The 16,454-nt window shown below is 63.6% G+C and carries 17 protein-coding genes and 1 riboswitch; of the genes, 2 read left to right on the top strand and 15 right to left on the bottom strand.

Features of this window, described 5'->3' with window-relative positions; all coding sequences use genetic code 11:
* Positions 1 to 49: 49 nt before the first annotated feature.
* From AB4O22_RS03805 to cobO, 10 genes are all read right to left on the bottom strand, one after another.
* Positions 50 to 781 (bottom strand): adenosylcobinamide-GDP ribazoletransferase, encoded by a 732-nt coding sequence (locus AB4O22_RS03805; protein WP_460095881.1) that lies wholly within the window; start codon positions 779 to 781, stop codon positions 50 to 52.
* 2 nt (positions 782 to 783) lie between these two features.
* Complete coding sequence (gene cobC, locus AB4O22_RS03800) at positions 784 to 1,359, bottom strand: alpha-ribazole phosphatase family protein (RefSeq protein ID WP_003204623.1); 576 nt, start codon at positions 1,357 to 1,359, stop codon at positions 784 to 786.
* Positions 1,356 to 2,411 (bottom strand): nicotinate-nucleotide--dimethylbenzimidazole phosphoribosyltransferase, encoded by a 1,056-nt coding sequence (cobT, locus tag AB4O22_RS03795; RefSeq protein ID WP_460095880.1) that lies wholly within the window; start codon positions 2,409 to 2,411, stop codon positions 1,356 to 1,358. Before cobT ends, cobC begins: the two co-directional genes overlap by 4 nt.
* Positions 2,408 to 2,929: a bifunctional adenosylcobinamide kinase/adenosylcobinamide-phosphate guanylyltransferase gene (cobU, locus tag AB4O22_RS03790; RefSeq protein WP_460095879.1), complete on the bottom strand. Its 522-nt coding sequence runs from the start codon at positions 2,927 to 2,929 to the stop codon at positions 2,408 to 2,410. The genes cobT and cobU overlap by 4 nt, the downstream gene beginning before the upstream one ends.
* 152 nt (positions 2,930 to 3,081) lie before the next feature.
* Positions 3,082 to 4,533 carry a cobyric acid synthase gene (locus AB4O22_RS03785; protein WP_460095878.1) on the bottom strand — a complete coding sequence of 484 codons (1,452 nt, stop codon included), beginning with the start codon at positions 4,531 to 4,533 and terminating at the stop codon, positions 3,082 to 3,084.
* Entirely contained in the window at positions 4,530 to 5,522 is a 993-nt protein-coding gene (cobD, locus tag AB4O22_RS03780) for a threonine-phosphate decarboxylase CobD (protein WP_028237380.1), read from the bottom strand. The genes AB4O22_RS03785 and cobD overlap by 4 nt, the downstream gene beginning before the upstream one ends.
* Positions 5,515 to 6,423: an adenosylcobinamide-phosphate synthase CbiB gene (cbiB, locus tag AB4O22_RS03775; protein WP_013694063.1), complete on the bottom strand. Its 909-nt coding sequence runs from the start codon at positions 6,421 to 6,423 to the stop codon at positions 5,515 to 5,517. Before cbiB ends, cobD begins: the two co-directional genes overlap by 8 nt.
* Positions 6,420 to 7,070, bottom strand: a complete 651-nt coding sequence (bluB, locus tag AB4O22_RS03770; RefSeq protein WP_460095877.1) for a 5,6-dimethylbenzimidazole synthase — start codon at positions 7,068 to 7,070, stop codon at positions 6,420 to 6,422. The genes cbiB and bluB overlap by 4 nt, the downstream gene beginning before the upstream one ends.
* Positions 7,067 to 8,464, bottom strand: a complete 1,398-nt coding sequence (locus tag AB4O22_RS03765; protein WP_460097782.1) for a cobyrinate a,c-diamide synthase — start codon at positions 8,462 to 8,464, stop codon at positions 7,067 to 7,069. Before AB4O22_RS03765 ends, bluB begins: the two co-directional genes overlap by 4 nt.
* An 11-nt stretch (positions 8,465 to 8,475) precedes the next feature.
* On the bottom strand, positions 8,476 to 9,102 hold the full coding sequence (gene cobO, locus AB4O22_RS03760; protein ID WP_003204642.1) for a cob(I)yrinic acid a,c-diamide adenosyltransferase: 627 nt from the start codon (positions 9,100 to 9,102) through the stop codon (positions 8,476 to 8,478).
* Between the two features lie 79 nt (positions 9,103 to 9,181).
* Positions 9,182 to 9,390, bottom strand: a riboswitch (cobalamin riboswitch).
* A gap of 154 nt (positions 9,391 to 9,544) precedes the next feature.
* On the opposite strand from cobO, the gene AB4O22_RS03755 reads away from it, so the two are divergent.
* Positions 9,545 to 10,129 carry a hypothetical protein gene (locus AB4O22_RS03755; protein WP_013694065.1) on the top strand — a complete coding sequence of 195 codons (585 nt, stop codon included), beginning with the start codon at positions 9,545 to 9,547 and terminating at the stop codon, positions 10,127 to 10,129.
* A 137-nt stretch (positions 10,130 to 10,266) separates the two neighbouring features.
* Positions 10,267 to 11,577 (top strand): PQQ-dependent sugar dehydrogenase, encoded by a 1,311-nt coding sequence (locus tag AB4O22_RS03750; protein ID WP_460095876.1) that lies wholly within the window; start codon positions 10,267 to 10,269, stop codon positions 11,575 to 11,577.
* Between the two features lie 146 nt (positions 11,578 to 11,723).
* On the opposite strand, the gene AB4O22_RS03745 is transcribed toward AB4O22_RS03750, so the two are convergent.
* From AB4O22_RS03745 to AB4O22_RS03725, 5 genes are all read right to left on the bottom strand, one after another.
* Entirely contained in the window at positions 11,724 to 12,260 is a 537-nt protein-coding gene (locus tag AB4O22_RS03745; protein WP_003204647.1) for a C40 family peptidase, read from the bottom strand.
* Positions 12,261 to 12,425: 165 nt separating this feature from the next.
* Positions 12,426 to 13,052: a C40 family peptidase gene (locus AB4O22_RS03740; protein WP_003204649.1), complete on the bottom strand. Its 627-nt coding sequence runs from the start codon at positions 13,050 to 13,052 to the stop codon at positions 12,426 to 12,428.
* A 212-nt stretch (positions 13,053 to 13,264) separates the two neighbouring features.
* Positions 13,265 to 13,969, bottom strand: a complete 705-nt coding sequence (gene hda / locus AB4O22_RS03735; RefSeq protein ID WP_003178999.1) for a DnaA regulatory inactivator Hda — start codon at positions 13,967 to 13,969, stop codon at positions 13,265 to 13,267.
* A 169-nt stretch (positions 13,970 to 14,138) separates the two neighbouring features.
* Entirely contained in the window at positions 14,139 to 15,212 is a 1,074-nt protein-coding gene (locus AB4O22_RS03730) for an AI-2E family transporter (RefSeq protein WP_003204655.1), read from the bottom strand.
* Between the two features lie 32 nt (positions 15,213 to 15,244).
* Positions 15,245 to 16,303, bottom strand: coding sequence for a DUF2066 domain-containing protein (locus tag AB4O22_RS03725; RefSeq protein ID WP_003204656.1), 1,059 nt, complete (start codon positions 16,301 to 16,303; stop codon positions 15,245 to 15,247).
* Positions 16,304 to 16,454: the final 151 nt, after the last annotated feature.

Here is a 16,454-nt window from a genome sequence, read left to right as displayed (position 1 = left end):
GAATGAATGCAAATTTAAATGAACGCTGCCCTGTCAGCAAGATCCGGATTCAACTCAACGCCAACGCTACCAGCACGGCCATTTCCAGCAGCTCCAGCAAGGCGCCCGCCGTATCCCCGGTGCATCCTTGCAGCCTGCGTAGCATCATCCGTTGCAACCCGATGAACACCAACGCGGCAACCACCAGCGTCCACAGCCCGGCCCAGCCCAACAGCAGCAGGCTCCCCGACGCACAGGCCGCCAACACCTGCCAGCCCGAGCGTCGCGGCAGGTGATCGGCGAGCGCCTGGCCTAACCCACCGGCACGCACGTAAGGCGTGGTCAGGAACAGGCCGAGCAACGCGGCACGCCCCAGCACCGGCACGATGACCAAGGCCAACGTTTGTCCCTGCTCGATCAACGCCAGCAGCGCGGTGAATTTGAGCAGCAACACCAGCACCAGGGTGATCACTGCGATCGGCCCACTGCGCGGGTCTTTCATGATCAGCAGCGTGCGCTCGCGATCACCAAAACCACCGAGCCAGGCATCGGCGCTGTCGGCCAGGCCATCGAGGTGCAGGCCGCCGCTGAGCAACACCCACGCGCTCAGCAACAATGCGGCGTGCAGTAGCAATGGCGTGCCCAGCAGCAGTGCATTGAGCAGCCACAGCAAAACACCGAACAACAGCCCCACCACCGGATAGAGCAACAGCGAACGGCCCAGCTGTTCAGGCTCGGGCATACCGGGCAGGCGTACCGGCAAGCTGCTGAGAAATTGCAAGGCGATCCAGAAAGGCAACATCGTCAATCCGCCTCTTTGAGCACAGGCCCTGCCGACACAGCCAGCGAAAACAGCGCGCCATGGCCGACTTCGACATTGAGCAATTGCTCCCGAGGCAGACCTCGGGCCTGGGCCAGCAGCAGGCGCATCACGCCACCATGGCTGACCAGCAAGACCCGCTGACCGGCATAGGCCGAGTGCAGGTGTTCGACCGCCGCCAGCACGCGGCTGGAAAACGCCAGCATCGGCTCGCCTTCGGGGGGTGTGAAGGCATAGGGATCGGCCCAGAACTGGCCCAGTGCCTCGGCGTCGGTGTCCATCAGCGCTGCTGCGCTACGGCCTTCCCAGGCGCCGAAATGCAGCTCTTGCAGATCTTTGTCCAGCTGCACCGGCACGCCGAGTCGGGCACCAAGTTGCTCGGCGAAACGGGCGCAACGTTGCAACGGTGAACTCACCAGGCAATCCCAGGGCCCGCCTTGCTCAACTGCCGTGTGCATCTGCTCCCAGCCCCTGGCCGTCAAGGCATCGTCGAGGCTGCCGCGCAAGCCACCGCCCAGCTCGGTTTCGCCGTGACGCAGCAGGTCCAGGCGCAAGGTCATGCCGGGCGATCCGCCACGGCCGCTTCGGCGAACGTCGCCATTTGTCCATGAAGGTCACAGGCCAGGCGCAACAGTGGCACCGCCAACGCCGCACCACTGCCCTCGCCCAGGCGCAGGCCGAGGTCCAGCAGCGGTTCGGCGCCGAGGGTTTCCAGCACGTGGCGATGGCCCGGCTCGGCGCCGCGATGGCCGAACAGCAACCAGGGCCGGCACGCGGGATTGAGGCGCACCGCCACCAGGGCCGCGACGCTGCAGATGAAACCATCCACCAGCACGGCGACGCCCTGCTGGGCACAGGCCAGGTACGCACCGACCAACGCGGCGATTTCAAAACCGCCGAGGTTGAACAGGGTCTGCAACGGGTCGCTGCCCTGAACAGTGTGCAGCGCCAGGGCCCGTTCGATCACCTGGGCCTTGCGGCTGACACCCGCCGCGTCCAACCCCGTGCCCGGCCCGACCAGATGCGCCACCGGGCATTCGAGCAAGGCGCAGGCCAGGGCGCTCGCGGCCGTGGTGTTGCCGATGCCCATCTCGCCGCCGATGAACAAGTGCGTCCCGGCCGCGACCGCCCGCGCCACGCTGTCGCGTCCGGCGTGCAAGGCCTGCTCGCCCTGGCTCACGGTCATTGCCGGGCCCTGGGCAAAATTCGCCGTGCCCGGCCCGACGTTCAGGTGCCGTACGCCGGGCAGGTCCAGCGAAGGCGTGACGGTGCCCAGGTCCACCACTTCCAGCGACGCGCCCAGTTGCCGCGCCAGGACGCTGATGGCCGCGCCGCCGCTGACGAAGTTGAGCAGCATCTGCCCGGTGACCTCCTGGGGATAGGCCGATACGCCCTCGGCGACCACACCATGGTCGCCGGCGAAAATCGCGATCCATAGCCGGTCGAGGCTCGGCTTGACCTGCCCTTGCAGGCCCGCCAGTTGCACCGCCACCGACTCCAGCCGCCCCAGGGAGCCCGCTGGTTTGGTCAGTTGTTGCTGACGGGCCGTAGCCTGCTCCAGGGCCTGGGTATCGACGGGCTTGCACGGGTCCAGCCACCAGCAGTGATTCATAACGCAGTACCTTTGAGAGTCAGGGGCAGGCCGGCGACGGTCAGCACGACGCGCTGACAACGTTCGGCCAAGGCTTGATGCAGCCAACCGGCTTCATCGACGTAACGGCGAGTCAGCTCGCCCAGCGGCACGACACCCATGCCGGTCTCGTTGCTGACAAAAATGATCTCCCCGGGCAGCGCGGCCAGGCAGTCCAGCAGTGCTTCGCGTTCGGCGTTCAGTTGCTCGGGGTCGTCGAGCATCAGCAGGTTGGTCAGCCACAGGGTCAGGCAATCCACCAGCAGGCATTGCCCGTGGGCGGCGTTTTCCCGCAGCACCCGCGCCAGGGCCAGGGGTTCTTCCACCAGCGCCCATTCGCTTGGGCGCCGCGCGCGGTGTTGCACGACTCGCGCGTTCATCTCGCCATCCAGGGGTTGGCTGGTGGCGATGTAGGTCACTGGCAATTGGGTGTCTGTGGCGAGTTTTTCCGCCAGGCGACTCTTGCCGGAGCGGGCGCCGCCGAGGATCAGTTGCAGCATGGGTCATTACCTTTTATTTGGCGCTGTGGCGACTGGCCTCTTCGCGAGCAAGCTCGCTCCCACAGGGGGAGTTATGGTGTGCACGAATTCTGTGGTCATCAGACATCCAATGTGGGAGCGAGCTCGCTCGCGAAGGGGCCGGCACAGCCACCTCAAATCCCACAGAGTTCACGCAGCAACCGAGTATCCAAATGCCGCTCCACCAGATCCGCCAGCCGCTCGATGTCCCGCTCGCGCAACCCGTGGTAATCCACCGCCTGCACATCCTGCAACCCGGCCCAGCGCAACAACGCGCTACTGGCCGCCGGCGACTCAAAGAGCCCATGCAGGTAGGTGCCGAACACCTGCCCGTCGAGACTCCGGGCACCGTCGCAACGACCGTCCTCCAGATGCACCGCGGGGTTTTCCAGGGCCGGGCCGGTGGTCACGCCCGCGTGGATCTCATAGCCGCTGACCTCAGCCTCTTCCAAGGCCAGTCGCCCGCGCACATTGCGCAATTGCTTCTCGTGTTCCAGCGTCGTGTCGAAATCCAGCAGGCCCAGCCCGGCACTGGAACCGGCCGCGCCTTCGAGCCCCGACGGGTCGTGGACCTGCTGGCCGAGCATCTGCAAACCGCCGCAGATACCCAGCAGCTTGCCACCGTAGCGCAGGTGACGGTTGATCGCCGTTGCCCAACCGTTGGCGCGTAGATAGGCCAGGTCGCTGCGCACGCTTTTCGAACCGGGCAGGATGATCAGGTCAGCCGGCGGGATGGGCTGGCCGGGGCCGATGAATTGCAAGTCGACCTGCGGGTGCAGGCGCAGTGGATCGAAATCGGTGTGATTGCTGATGCGCGGCAACACCGGCACCACCACCTTGAGCACCTGCTCAGCCTTGGCGGTTTGGCGCTGGTCGAGGCCGTCCTCGGCTTCCAGGTGCAGGTCCATCACGTAGGGCAGCACGCCGATCACCGGTTTGCCGGTGCGCGCTTCCAGCCAGTCCAGGCCCGGTTGCAGCAAGGCGATGTCGCCGCGAAAACGGTTGATGATGAAGCCCTTGACCCGCGCCTGTTCACTGGGCGAAAGCAGCTCCAGGGTGCCGACCAGATGAGCGAACACCCCGCCACGATTGATATCGGCGATCAGCAGCACCGGGCAATCCACCGCCTCGGCAAAGCCCATGTTGGCAATGTCACCAGCGCGCAGGTTGATCTCGGCCGGCGAGCCGGCGCCTTCCACCATCACCACCGGATAGGCCGCGCTCAAGCGCGCGTGGGAGGCCAGCACGGCTTGCATCGCGATGGCTTTGTAATCGTGATAGGCCACCGCAGTCATGGTGGTCACGGCACGGCCATGGATGATCACCTGGGCGCCGGTGTCGCTGTTGGGCTTGAGCAGCACCGGATTCATGTCGGTGTGCGGTTCCAACCCCGCCGCCTGGGCCTGCACGGCCTGGGCGCGGCCGATTTCGCCGCCGTCGGCCGTCACGGCACTGTTGAGGGCCATGTTCTGCGGCTTGAACGGCACCACGCTCACATCTTGGCGCCGGACCCAGCGGCACAAAGCCGTGACCAAGGTACTTTTGCCGGCATCGGACGTGGTGCCCTGCACCATCACTGTGGTCATTGGGTGTCCTTGGCGTAGGCCTCTAAGGCCTGTTCGAGGCGCAGGAATTCGCTGTCGTCGGCCGGCAGTCCGAAGCGCAGGCTGCTGGTGTTGGTAAACAAGCGCAGGAGAATGCCGCGATGGGCCATGAAATCGTGAAGTCCCAAGGCGCGCTCGGTGACCAGCCATTGGAACAATCCGCAGCCACCTTGCGGCTTGAAGCCGTGGCGTTCGAGCATCAGCGCCAGGCGTTGGCTGGTGGCTTCGCAGCGTTGGCGCTGGCGGGCGTGGGCGTCGGTGTCTAGCAGGCACGCCTGGCCCAGCACTCGGGTCGGCCCACTGACGACCCACGGCCCGACCTGTTCGGCGAGCAACTTGAGCAAGCGACGTTCGGCCAATACAAACCCCAGGCGAACCCCGGCCAGGCCAAAGAACTTGCCGAACGAGCGCAGCACGATCAACCCGACCAGATGGGTGTGCGCCGCCAGGCTCAACGCCGGCGTGACGTCCATGAAGGCTTCATCCACCACCAGCCAGCCACCGCGCTGGGCCAGGCGCGCATGCCAGTCCAGCAAGCGCTCGGGCGCAAGGCTCAGGCCCGTGGGATTGTTCGGATTGACCACCACCAGCACGTCGAGGCTGTCGAGAAAGAAATCCACCTCCGACTCCAGCACTTCGCGCACGATGTAGCCGCTGCGGCGCCAGGCTTCGGCGTGCTCGGCGTAACAGGGCGACAAGACACCGACCTTGCCGGCCCGGCGCAGGCGCGGCAACAGCTGGATGGCCATCTGCGAACCGGCCACTGGCAGCACATTCAGCGCGCCGTAATAATCGCAGGCCGCCTGCTCCAAGCCGTCATCGGTTTCCGGCAGGCGCGCCCAGGCGCGCAGGGGAATCGCCGGGACGTCGAACGGCCAAGGCGCGAGGCCGCTGGACAAGTCGAGCCAATCAGCCTCGGCAATGCCGTATTGCCGGATTGCGTTGCGCAAACGGCCACCGTGCTCAAGCATAAAACTCAGCTCCCAGGCAGAGAATCAGCAGCCATAACCATACGCCGCGCTGGACCAATTGCCAGCCGCGATCAATGGCGTCGGCACTCGCCGGCACGCCTTCGCCCAGCGCTGGACGCTGGTGCAGTTCGCCGTGATAAACCGCCGCCCCGCCCAGCTCGACACCCAACGCTCCGGCACCGGCGGCCATCACTGGTCCGGCGTTGGGACTGTCCCAGGTCGGACCCTGGGTGCGCCAGCACTTGAGCGCCAGGCGGGTTTTACCGAGCAGCGCGTAGGTCAATGCCACCAGGCGCGCCGGAATGTAGTTGAGCCCATCATCGATTTTTGCCGCCGCCCAGCCGAAGCGCTCGAAGCGTTCGTTGCGATAGCCCCACATAGCGTCGAGGGTATTGCTCAGGCGGTACAACACCACCCCGGGCGCACCGGCCACGGCGAACCAGAACAACGCGGCGAACACCGCATCGCTGCCATTTTCCAGCACCGATTCGGTGGCGGCGCGGGCCACGGCGGCTTCATCCAGTTCCGCCGTTTCGCGGCTGACCAGGTAGCCGACACGCTTGCGCGCCTCCTCCAGGTCGCCGCTGCGCAAGGCCCGCGCCACCGGCTCGACATGTTCACCGAGGCTGCGCAGGCCGAGGGCACAGTACAAGGCGAGGATCTCCACCAGCCAGCCGACCATCGGCGCCCAGGACAGGGCCGTGGCGAGCAAGGTCAACGGCACCACGGCGATGATCCACGCCGTCACCCCATGGCTGCGCCAACCGCGTCCGCCGGAATTGAAACGTTGTTCGATGCGATTGGCAAAGCCACCGAATGCCACCAGCGGATGCCAGCGCCGGGGCTCGCCCAGCAGCGCATCCAGCGCCACAGCGGCGGCACTGAGCAACGCCACACTCATGGGCTCACTCCCCAATGGTTTTCATATAGCAGTTCATTGAGCGGGCGCGGTTGCGCCCAACCTTCCAGGGCGAGCATCGGCGCCGGATAAAAACCCTCGACCGGGCCCAGGCAGAGGATCGCCAGCGGCTTGGCCCCGGCGGGCAGGCCCAGCAGGTCGGCCAGGGCCTGAGGCTCGAATAGCGACACCCAGCCCATCCCCAGCCCTTCTGCGCGGGAAGCCAGCCACAGGTTCTGGATCGCGCAGGACAGCGAGGCCAGGTCCATTTCCGGCAAGGTCCGACGACCGAAGATGTGCCGCTCACGATCTTCCATCAACGCCGCCACCAGCACTTCGGCACAGCCGTCGATACCTTCGACCTTGAGCGTCATGAATTCATCGCTGCGCTCACCCAGGGCCTCGGCGGTGCGAATGCGTTCCTGCTCCACCAGTTCGCGGATCTGCCCACGCAAGGCGCGGTCGCTGATGCGGATGAATCGCCACGGTTGCATCAGCCCGACGCTGGGGGCCTGGTGTGCGGCTTCCAGTAGACGGCGCAGCAAGGCCGGCTCAACCGTCCCGCCGCTGAAATGGCGCATGTCGCGGCGCTCGGCGATAGCGCGGTAGATGGCGTCGCGTTCGGCCTGGGAGAAAGCGGTGTCTGTCATGGCCTCTTCGCGAGCAAGCTCGCTCCCACATTGGCTAGCGTTGCACTTGAGATCACTGGGTCCCCTGTGGGAGCGAGCTTGCTCGCGATAGCGGTCTCAGGATCCGGCGCAAACAACGCAGCAATCGCCTTGGGATTGGACGGAAAATAAAAATGCACATAGGAAGCCGTCATGCGCCCCTGCCGGAACACCGCTTCCGCCCCGCGCCCGCCGTTGGGGCTATGGCCACGGGCAATCGGTTCAAGTTCGGTGCTGGTCAGCGAATGATGATAGGTATGCCCACGCAAGGTGCCTTCCGGCAAGTCCACCGATTGCAACGCCAGGGCCGCCAGGCGTTTTTGCATCTGCGCATCACCCGCCAGCAAACCCAGCAGTTCGGTGCGCACGCCTTCGACATCGGTCAATGAATCCAGCAGATACAACATGCCGCCGCATTCGGCGAGCAACGGTTTATCGGCTGCGTGATGGGCACGGATCGCCGCGAGCATCGGCGCGTTCCCGGCAAGCGCAACATGGTGCAGTTCCGGATAACCGCCAGGCAGATAAAGGCTGTCCGCCTCGGGCAGTTCGCTGTCATGAATCGGCGAAAAGAAGCTCAACTGCGCGCCCATGGCCCGCAGCAGATCAAGGCTGGCGCCATAGGTGAAGGCAAACGCTTCGTCACGGGCCACGGCGATGCATACCCCAGCGAGCCACGGCTCAACGGCAATCACCTCGGGCGCGGCGAACTCCACCGCTGGCGGCAGCGCCACTTCACAACTGCCGGCCAGGGCCTCGGCGGCCGCGTCGAGGCGCACGTCCAAGTCGTTCAACTCGCTGGCCTGGACCAAACCGAGGTGACGACTGGGTAATTCGATGCCGGTTTCCCGGGACAGCGCGCCGTACCAGCGCAAGCCTTCGGTCAGGCTGCCTTCAAGCAACTGCGCGTGGCGCAAGGTGCCGACCCGGTTGGCCAAGACCCCGGCGAACGGCAGGTCGGGTTGATAACGCGCCAGGCCCAGGGCCAGGGCGCCGAAAGTCTGGGCCATGGCCGTGCCGTCGATCACCGCCAGCACCGGCACGCCAAAATGCCGCGCCAGATCGGCGCTCGACGGGGTGCCGTCGAACAGCCCCATCACCCCTTCGATCAGGATCAGGTCCGCTTCGGCAGAGGCTTCCCACAACAGTCGGCGACTTTCCTGCTCGCCGACCATCCACATGTCCAATTGATAGACCGGCGCGCCACTGGCCCGCTCCAGGATCATCGGGTCGAGGAAGTCCGGGCCACATTTGAATACGCGCACCTTGCGTCCCTGGTTGCGATGCAACCGGGCCAGCGCCGCGGTGACGGTGGTCTTGCCCTGGCCCGAGGCCGGCGCTGCGATCAGCACCGCCGGACAGTGGCGGCTGGTCATGGCGGGATCGCTCACAGTTCGACGCCTTTCTGCGCCTTGATACCCGCCTGGAACGCGTGCTTGATCATGCCCATTTCAGTCACGGTGTCGGCCAGCTCGATCATCTCGGGCTTGGCGCCGCGACCGGTCACCACCACGTGCTGCATCGGTGGGCGGGCCTGCAGATCGCTCAGCACCTGATCGAGGTCGAGGTAGCCGTGCTTGAGGGCAATGTTCAACTCGTCAAGCACCACCAGGCCAATGGACGGATCGCTGAGCAACTGGCGCGATACGGCCCAGGCGGCTTCGGCGGCGGCGATGTCGCGCTGGCGATCCTGGGTTTCCCAGGTAAACCCCTCGCCCATGACATGAAAGCGCACCTGCTCCGGGAAGCGGCGGAAGAACAGTTCTTCACCAGTGCTGTTGCGCCCCTTGATGAACTGCACCACGCCGCATTGCATGCCGTGGCCCATGGACCGCGCAAGCATGCCGAACGCCGAGCTGCTCTTGCCCTTGCCGTTGCCCGTCAGCACCAGCAACAGGCCGCATTCATTCGGCGAGTTGGCGATGCGCTCGTCGATCACGGCTTTCTTGCGCAGCATGCGCGCCAGGTGGCGTTCGTTGCGATCAGACGTGTCGGTGAAGAGGGAGTCGGTCATGGGAAGCCTCCGTTGGGATTGGATAACGGCGGGCGGGCACAAAAAAAGACGGCAACAAGCCTGGCATCGCCCACCGTGATGCCGTTGGATGAATCAGGCCGGTCTCCGGGCTCATGAGCGGCGTGGTGCCGGTCTGTGCGCCTTCCCATGTCTGCGACACAGTGGCTTGAGCACAGCGTTGACTCATTTACCGTTGCGGGGGCAGCGCCGGGTTCGTATGCACTCACCGGCTTCCCTGTTTCACTCTGTCGACCGCAGCCACAGAGCACCTGAAACAAGCGGCGAAGGTTAGAGGGTTGGGGGTGGAGCGTCAATTAAAGCCGCCTGTCGGGACGATCATTGGCGCCGATCAATAAAATGACGCCAATCTTGTGGGATTCTGCGGCAAGTGATATCAAAGCGACATTACGACCCGATATCACAAGAACAAGAGGGCAAAAGCATGCAAGGGATGATCATCAGCAATCCAAAACTGGAGTTTCTGCGTCCAGTGCTGGAACGTTGGTTTGACTGTATCGACCGCTACAACGCGGTGCGTGGCGATAACGACACGCCCTACTGGTTCGATGAAAAAGCCAACCTCGGCTTGCTGTCGGCCGCAGCCTGGATGGCTGAGATGGTCACGCTGCAGAACGCCCCGACCCGCAAGCAGAATGAAGAAGGCGAACGCAACGTCAGCGCCGACCTCTTCATCGCCAGCACCGAGGAGCGCGCCTTCATCCAGGCCACCCAGCGCTGGCCCAAGGTCAACAACCTGAACCTGACCCAGCCGCTACTGGAAGCCACCAGCGATGCCAAGCGCATCAGCTATGCCAGCGACCTGAAGCTGGGCTGCCTGTTCGTCTCGCCGCAAAAAGCCCAGCAAAGCGCCACGCCCGAAGAATTGCAGGACATGATCGATGACCTGCAGAAGGAAAACACCTGCGCCGCGGCCTGGTACTTTCCTTACGCCTACCGCAAGTTGCGCAATGAAGCCGGTCATTACCATCCTGGCATTGCGGTGCTATTCAAACAGGCCCACGGCTGACTCATTCAACAAGGAACTGGGCAAGCAAGCTCCCAAAGGGAGCTTGCTTGCCTGGCTGACGGGGCCCACCCGCCGTTGAACCATCACGCGTCTACGCTCCTCTATGAATAACTACATGCATTCATAGGGAAGCCAGCATGCTCAAGCCACCCCACCTCCTGATCGTCATCCTTGCCGCCGGACTTGTCGCTTGTGGCGAGTCGTCCACCTTGCAAGTGTCCGACGGCACCGGCCCAGCGCCGAAACTGCCCGAACCAAACAAGACCCTGATGCCCACCGTCAACATCGCCGAAGCCGTCGGCTGGCCGCAAGGCGCCAAGCCGACCCCGGCCCAGGGCCTGCAAGTGGGTGCATTCGCTGAAGGACTGGACCATCCGCGCTGGCTCTATGTGCTGCCCAATGGTGATGTGCTGGTGGCCGAAACCAACGCCCCACCCAAGCCGGACGACGCCAAGGGCATCCGGGGTTGGGTGATGAAAAAAGTCATGGGCCGCGCCGGCGCCGGCGTGCCCAGCCCCAATCGCATCACCCTGTTGCGTGACGCCAATCACGACGGCATTGCCGAAACCCGCACGGTGCTCCTGGAAAACCTCAACTCACCGTTCGGCATGACCCTGGTCGGCAATGACCTCTACGTGGCCGATACCGACCAATTGATCCGTTTCCCCTACAAGGACGGTGACACGCAAATCAAGGCGCAGCCGACCAAGGTCGTCGATCTGCCCGGGGGGACACTCAACCATCACTGGACCAAGAACGTGATTGCCAGCCGTGACGGCAGCAAGTTGTATGTCACCACCGGCTCGAACAGTAACGTCGCGGAAAACGGCATGGAGGCCGAAGAAGGTCGCGCCGCCATCTGGGAAGTGGACCGTGCCAGCGGAAATCACCGTATCTTCGCCTCGGGCTTGCGCAACCCTAACGGCCTGGCCTGGGAACCCCGCAGCGGCGCGCTCTGGACAGCGGTGAACGAGCGGGATGAGATCGGCAGCGACCTGGTGCCGGACTACATCACGTCGGTCAAGGACGGGGCCTTCTATGGCTGGCCCTACAGCTACTATGGGCAGAATGTCGATGTCCGGGTCGAACCACAGAACCCGGCCCTGGTGGCCAAGGCCATCGCCCCGGACTACGCCGTCGGCCCTCACACCGCCTCATTGGGGCTGACCTTCGCCGAGGGCAGCACCTTGCCTGCACCGTTTACCGAAGGGGCTTTCGTTGGCCAGCACGGCTCCTGGAACCGCAAGCCCCACAGTGGTTATAAAGTGATTTTCGTACCGTTCAACGGCGGCAAGCCGATGGGACAACCGGTGGATGTGCTGACCGGTTTCCTGAACGCCGACGAAAAAGCCCAGGGCCGACCAGTGGGCGTGGTGATCGACAAGCAGGGTGGCTTGTTGGTGGCCGATGATGTGGGGAACAAGATCTGGCGCGTGTCAGGTAAATAAGGCCGACACACCCCTTGTGACGAGGGGATTTACTCCTGACCTGTGGGAGCAAGACTTGCCCGCGATGAAGGCGATGCGGTCTTTCAGAGATCGAGGTGCCTGTTTCGCGAGCAAGCTTTGCTCCCACAGATCAGGGCAACAACAACTCAGGGGTTACGCGCCAGATGCTCCGGCTGCAGCACACGCTTGGCGCCCAGGTAAGCCCTCTGCCAATAGGCCTTGGACAGGCTATCGAGCTTGACCGTGCCTCCCGTGGCCGGCGCATGGACGAAACGGCCCTCACCGACATAGATCCCGGCATGGCTGACCTGGGAGCCACCATTGGTGGCGAAGAAGATCAAATCGCCGCTCTGCAAGGCTTCCTTGCCGACATCCGGGGCACGCATGCCAATCATCTCGCGGGTGGAACGTGGCAGGGAAATGCCGGCGGCATCGCGGTAGACATAGCCAATCAGGCCACTGCAATCGAAACCCGAATCCGGTGTGTTACCGCCCCAGCGATAAGGTGTGCCCACCAGGCCAAGCGCCCGGAAGAGCACATCTTCGGCGGCCGGGGAAAAGGGTTGCGCGGGAGCAAAGACCACCGGAGCTCGCACTGGAGCAGGCGGCGGCGGAGTGCGGCTGGCGCACGCGCTGAGCAGCGCGGCAAAAAACATGAGGGCGAGGCGGGCCGACGTCGACATATGCAGAACAATCCTGATCTGGATGCGGCTTTTCTGCCGTGGGCATGAAAACAAATCCGCCTGCGGAGTACGCAGGCGGATTGCCATCAATCAATGATCTAGGATTCTAGCGGCTATACGGCAAACTTCAAGTAAGACTTTAAGTTTGCCTTACAAACTGTGTGCTTACTTGCGAGCAGTGACCACCGTCGGTGCCATGGCGAGGGCGCGCTTGGCTTCGATGAAGGTCTTGCTCCAGTAGCTGTCGCCCAGGCTGTCGATCCGCACACCACCGCTGCGGCGGCTGCTGGAATGGATGAACTGGTTGTCGCCCAGGTAGATACCGGCGTGGCTGACACGACCGCGACGACCGTTGGTGCTGAAGAACAGCAGGTCACCGGGTTCCAGTTGGTTGCGAGCCACCAGAGGGGCATTCACGTTGATCATTTCGCGAGTGGAACGCGGCAGGTTCATGCCGGCCTCTTCGCGGAACAGATAACCGATGAAACCGCTGCAATCGAAGCCGGCTTCAGAGGTACCGCCAAAACGGTAGCGGGTACCGATCAACGACATACCGCGTTCCAGGATGCTGTCGGCCAGTACTGGAAGCTGGTAAGGCTTGCTGCCGGCGAAGGCTGCGAGCTCTTTGTCGGAGGCCATTTCTTCCTGGAACGCAACGGAGGAAGACTGGGCGGTAACGGAGTTCTTGACCTGTGGTTGTTGCTCTTGCTGGGACACTGGGGAGTGGGCAGCGCAACCAAACAACAGGGTAACGAGTGCGAGAGGCACGAGGGGTGCGAAGCGATTTAGCATGGGCACGACCGTGGCTGAAGTAGTAAAGATGGCGAGACTATGCCTTCTATCAACCTCATTTGCAAATTCAATCGATGCAAATGTGACTTCTCGGTTTTACGTTTACATCTAAGCGCTTAAGCCCATTTTGAACGTCACGTGGCCTGCAGCCCAGCAGGACCGCGGGTTTCGCCGTGTCCAGAGCAGGCCAAGAGCCACTACCTGCAACGGTTCTACCAGCCCAGGGTTTCTTTCAAAAAAGGAATAGTCAGCTTGCGCTGGGCCTGGAGTGAGGCCTGATCGAGGCGTTCGAGCAGTTCGAACAACGCGCTCATGCTGCGGGTACCGCGGGTGAGGATGAAATGCCCGACTTCGTCGGTCAGGTGCAGGCCACGCCGGGACGCGCGCAGCTGCAAGGCACGAAGCTTGTCTTCGTCGGAAAGCGGGCGCATCTGGAAAATCAGCGCCAGGGTGAGACGGGACTTGAGGTCCGCCAGCTTCACCGGCAGCTCCCGTGGCGACGTCGAGGCGGCGATCAGCAAGCGCCGACCGCTATCACGCAACCGATTGAACAGGTGAAACAGCGCTTCTTCCCAGTCAGCCTTGCCGGCCACGGCCTGGAGATCGTCCAGGCAGACCAGTTCGTACTGCTCGAGGTTGTCGAGGATCTCGACGCCGCGATCGAGCAACTCGGCCAACGGCAGGTACACCGCAGGTTCGCCCAATTGCTCGAACCGCAGGCACGCGGCCTGCAACAGATGCGTGCGCCCTACCCCGTCCTTGCCCCACAGATAGATCAGGCTTTCGGTCCAGCCGGCGTCGGCTTCGCAAAGCCGCTCGACATAGCCGAGTGCAGCGGCATTGGCGCCTGGGTAGTAATTGATAAAGGTGGCGTCATCACGCAGACGCACACCTAGGGGCAGCTGAATCGGTTTCATGCTGACTGAACAGTTCCCAAGGAACCGTTAGTGGCCTCTGTGTAAAGTGCGCAAAGTTTATACCCGTGGCGCGGACCGCACAATGCGCCGGACCACGAGCAAAATCAAAGGTTTGCAGCGGCAAGACAGCGGAGCGACAGTTTCCCTGACGCTGCGCCCGACATTCGCCCTAAAGATCAGGGTCTTCGGCGCCGCTATAGATGTCCGAATCCTTGTACAAATCGTGCATATGACGCACCAGCACCATGATCACCGCCGCCACCGGCAGCGCCAGCAGGATCCCGGTGAAGCCGAACAACTCGCCCCCCGCCAGGATCGCGAAGATCACCGCCACCGGATGCAGGCCAATACGATCGCCCACCAGCAGCGGCGTCAGCACCATGCCCTCCAGGGCCTGACCGACCATGAACACCGCAACGATTCCCACCATCGGGTACAGATCGCCGCCGAACTGGAACAATCCGGCGATCAATGCCGCGCCAATACCAATCACAAAGCCCATGTACGGCACGATGGCGGCCAGGCCGGCGATCAGGCCGATCAACAGCCCCAGCTCCAGCCCCACCAGCATCAGCCCTGCAGCATAGATGAAGCCCAGGGCCACCATCACCAGCAGTTGCCCGCGCACGAACGCTCCCAGCACTTCGTGGCATTCGCCGGTCAGGGTCATGATGCGTTCTTCACGGTGACGCGGCAGCAGGCTGCGAATCTTCGCCATCATCAGGTCCCAGTCCCGCAGCAGATAGAAGGCTACGACTGGAATCAGCACCAGGTTCGCCAGCCAGCCGATCAACGCCAGGCCCGAGGCCGTGGCCTGGCTCAACACCACGCCAACGATGTCGGTGGTCTGCCCCATATGCTCGCTGATGGCCGCCTTGACCTTGTCGAACTTCCAGAAACCGTCCGCCAACCCCAGCTTCGACTGCACCCACGGCACCGCGCTGTGCTGCAACCAATCGAGCATCTGCGGCGCCAATTCGTACAGGCGCAGCAATTGCTTGGCGAGCATCGGGATCAGCACCAGCAACAGTGCGCCCACAATCAAGGTGAACAGCGCAAATACCGCCACCACGCCCCAGGTCCGCGACAGGCCGAGTTTTTCCAGGCGATCCACCACCGGGTCGAACAGATAGGCCAACAGCAGCGCAACCAGGAACGGCGTCAGGATCGGATGCAGCAAATAGATAAGCGCAATCAGCAGGGCAACCCCGCCCAACCAGAACCAACGCCGCGTATCGCCCATGAACCACTCCTAGCTATATAAAGAAAGAGAACCTACCAGCGGAACCGCAGATTGGCTGCCGGCGCCGGCACAGGTGCCGCAACCGGGGCCGAGCCATCGGCGGCGGGCGGTGCCACAGGCACTGGCGCGACGGCCTCGCCGGGCGGAATTTCCTGCAGTTTCGCCAGGGCCAGTTGCGCCTTCAACTGCTCGGCGCTGCCGTTGACCCGATAGACGATCCGATCACCCTCAACCTGCTGCAACTGCCCACCAAATGGCTCGAGCAAACGCCCAAGCGCCGCGTACCGCTCAAGGTTCATGCCCTGCACTTCCAGCAACTGTTCAGTGGCCACGCCCGGCTTGGCGACGAAGCGCGGCGCCAGGCGCTGGTTCACCGCCAACATCACCGCGTCAGCCAGTGCGGCCGGATCGGCACCCTGGGCTGTGCCCTGCTCACGCTGATCGCCCAGCCACAGGCGCCAGGCCCCATGCCACTGCCCGCCCTCTTCCTTGGCGTGGACCGCCAGCAAGGCGTCTGTCGCGTAGCGCTCAGAGGCAGCGCGCAGAGGCGCCGGGTCGCTGCCTTCCAGGTTCGGTGCGGTGGCAACGATCTGCTCGCTCAAATCCGCCAGCGGCAAGTGCAATGCCAGCCCCCGATGCTGGGCGGCACGCCGCAATGGCGTGGCGCTGGCCTGGCCATCGCCCACCAGGCTGGAGCCCTCGACCGAGTCGTTCAGCCACCAGCCCAGGATCGATGGCCGGTTCGCGCTCCACAGCGACAAGCCTGCCGAACGCAATGCCCGGTCGGTGCTCGCCGGGTCGAAGTCCACCTTGAGGCTTTCCGGCGGGCCGGCGTCGTAGCCATATTGAAGAATGATCTGTTGCGGGTCCTTGCGCAGCGCCGCCAACCCGGGATTCTGGGCAGCCTTGGCGTCGCCGGTCAGGCGCAGGACCAGCGTATCCAGGGCGCGCAGCGTCGCCTGATTGCGCTCCTCCGGTGTCTGGCTGACGACCGGTTCGAGCACCTGATAGAGGCCATTGACGGTTTCGGCATGGCTCGCCAGGCTGATCAGCGACAAGCAGCCCACGGACAAGAATTTGAACAAACGCATGGAAGATTCCCGGACATAACGGCTGGAACAGGCCGTGTGAAGAAGATTGAGCATGGCTGTGACCACAGCACCCGGCAAAACATTCACACACCCGATGGAAGTTTCGCACGGTCATCACCATAACCGGTTACCGCTACACCTTATACAGACG

Source organism: Pseudomonas sp. S3_B11, from assembly GCF_054667715.1.
The sequence above is the reverse complement of the archived record's forward strand: the minus strand, read 5'-3'. Positions and strand labels throughout refer to the sequence as shown.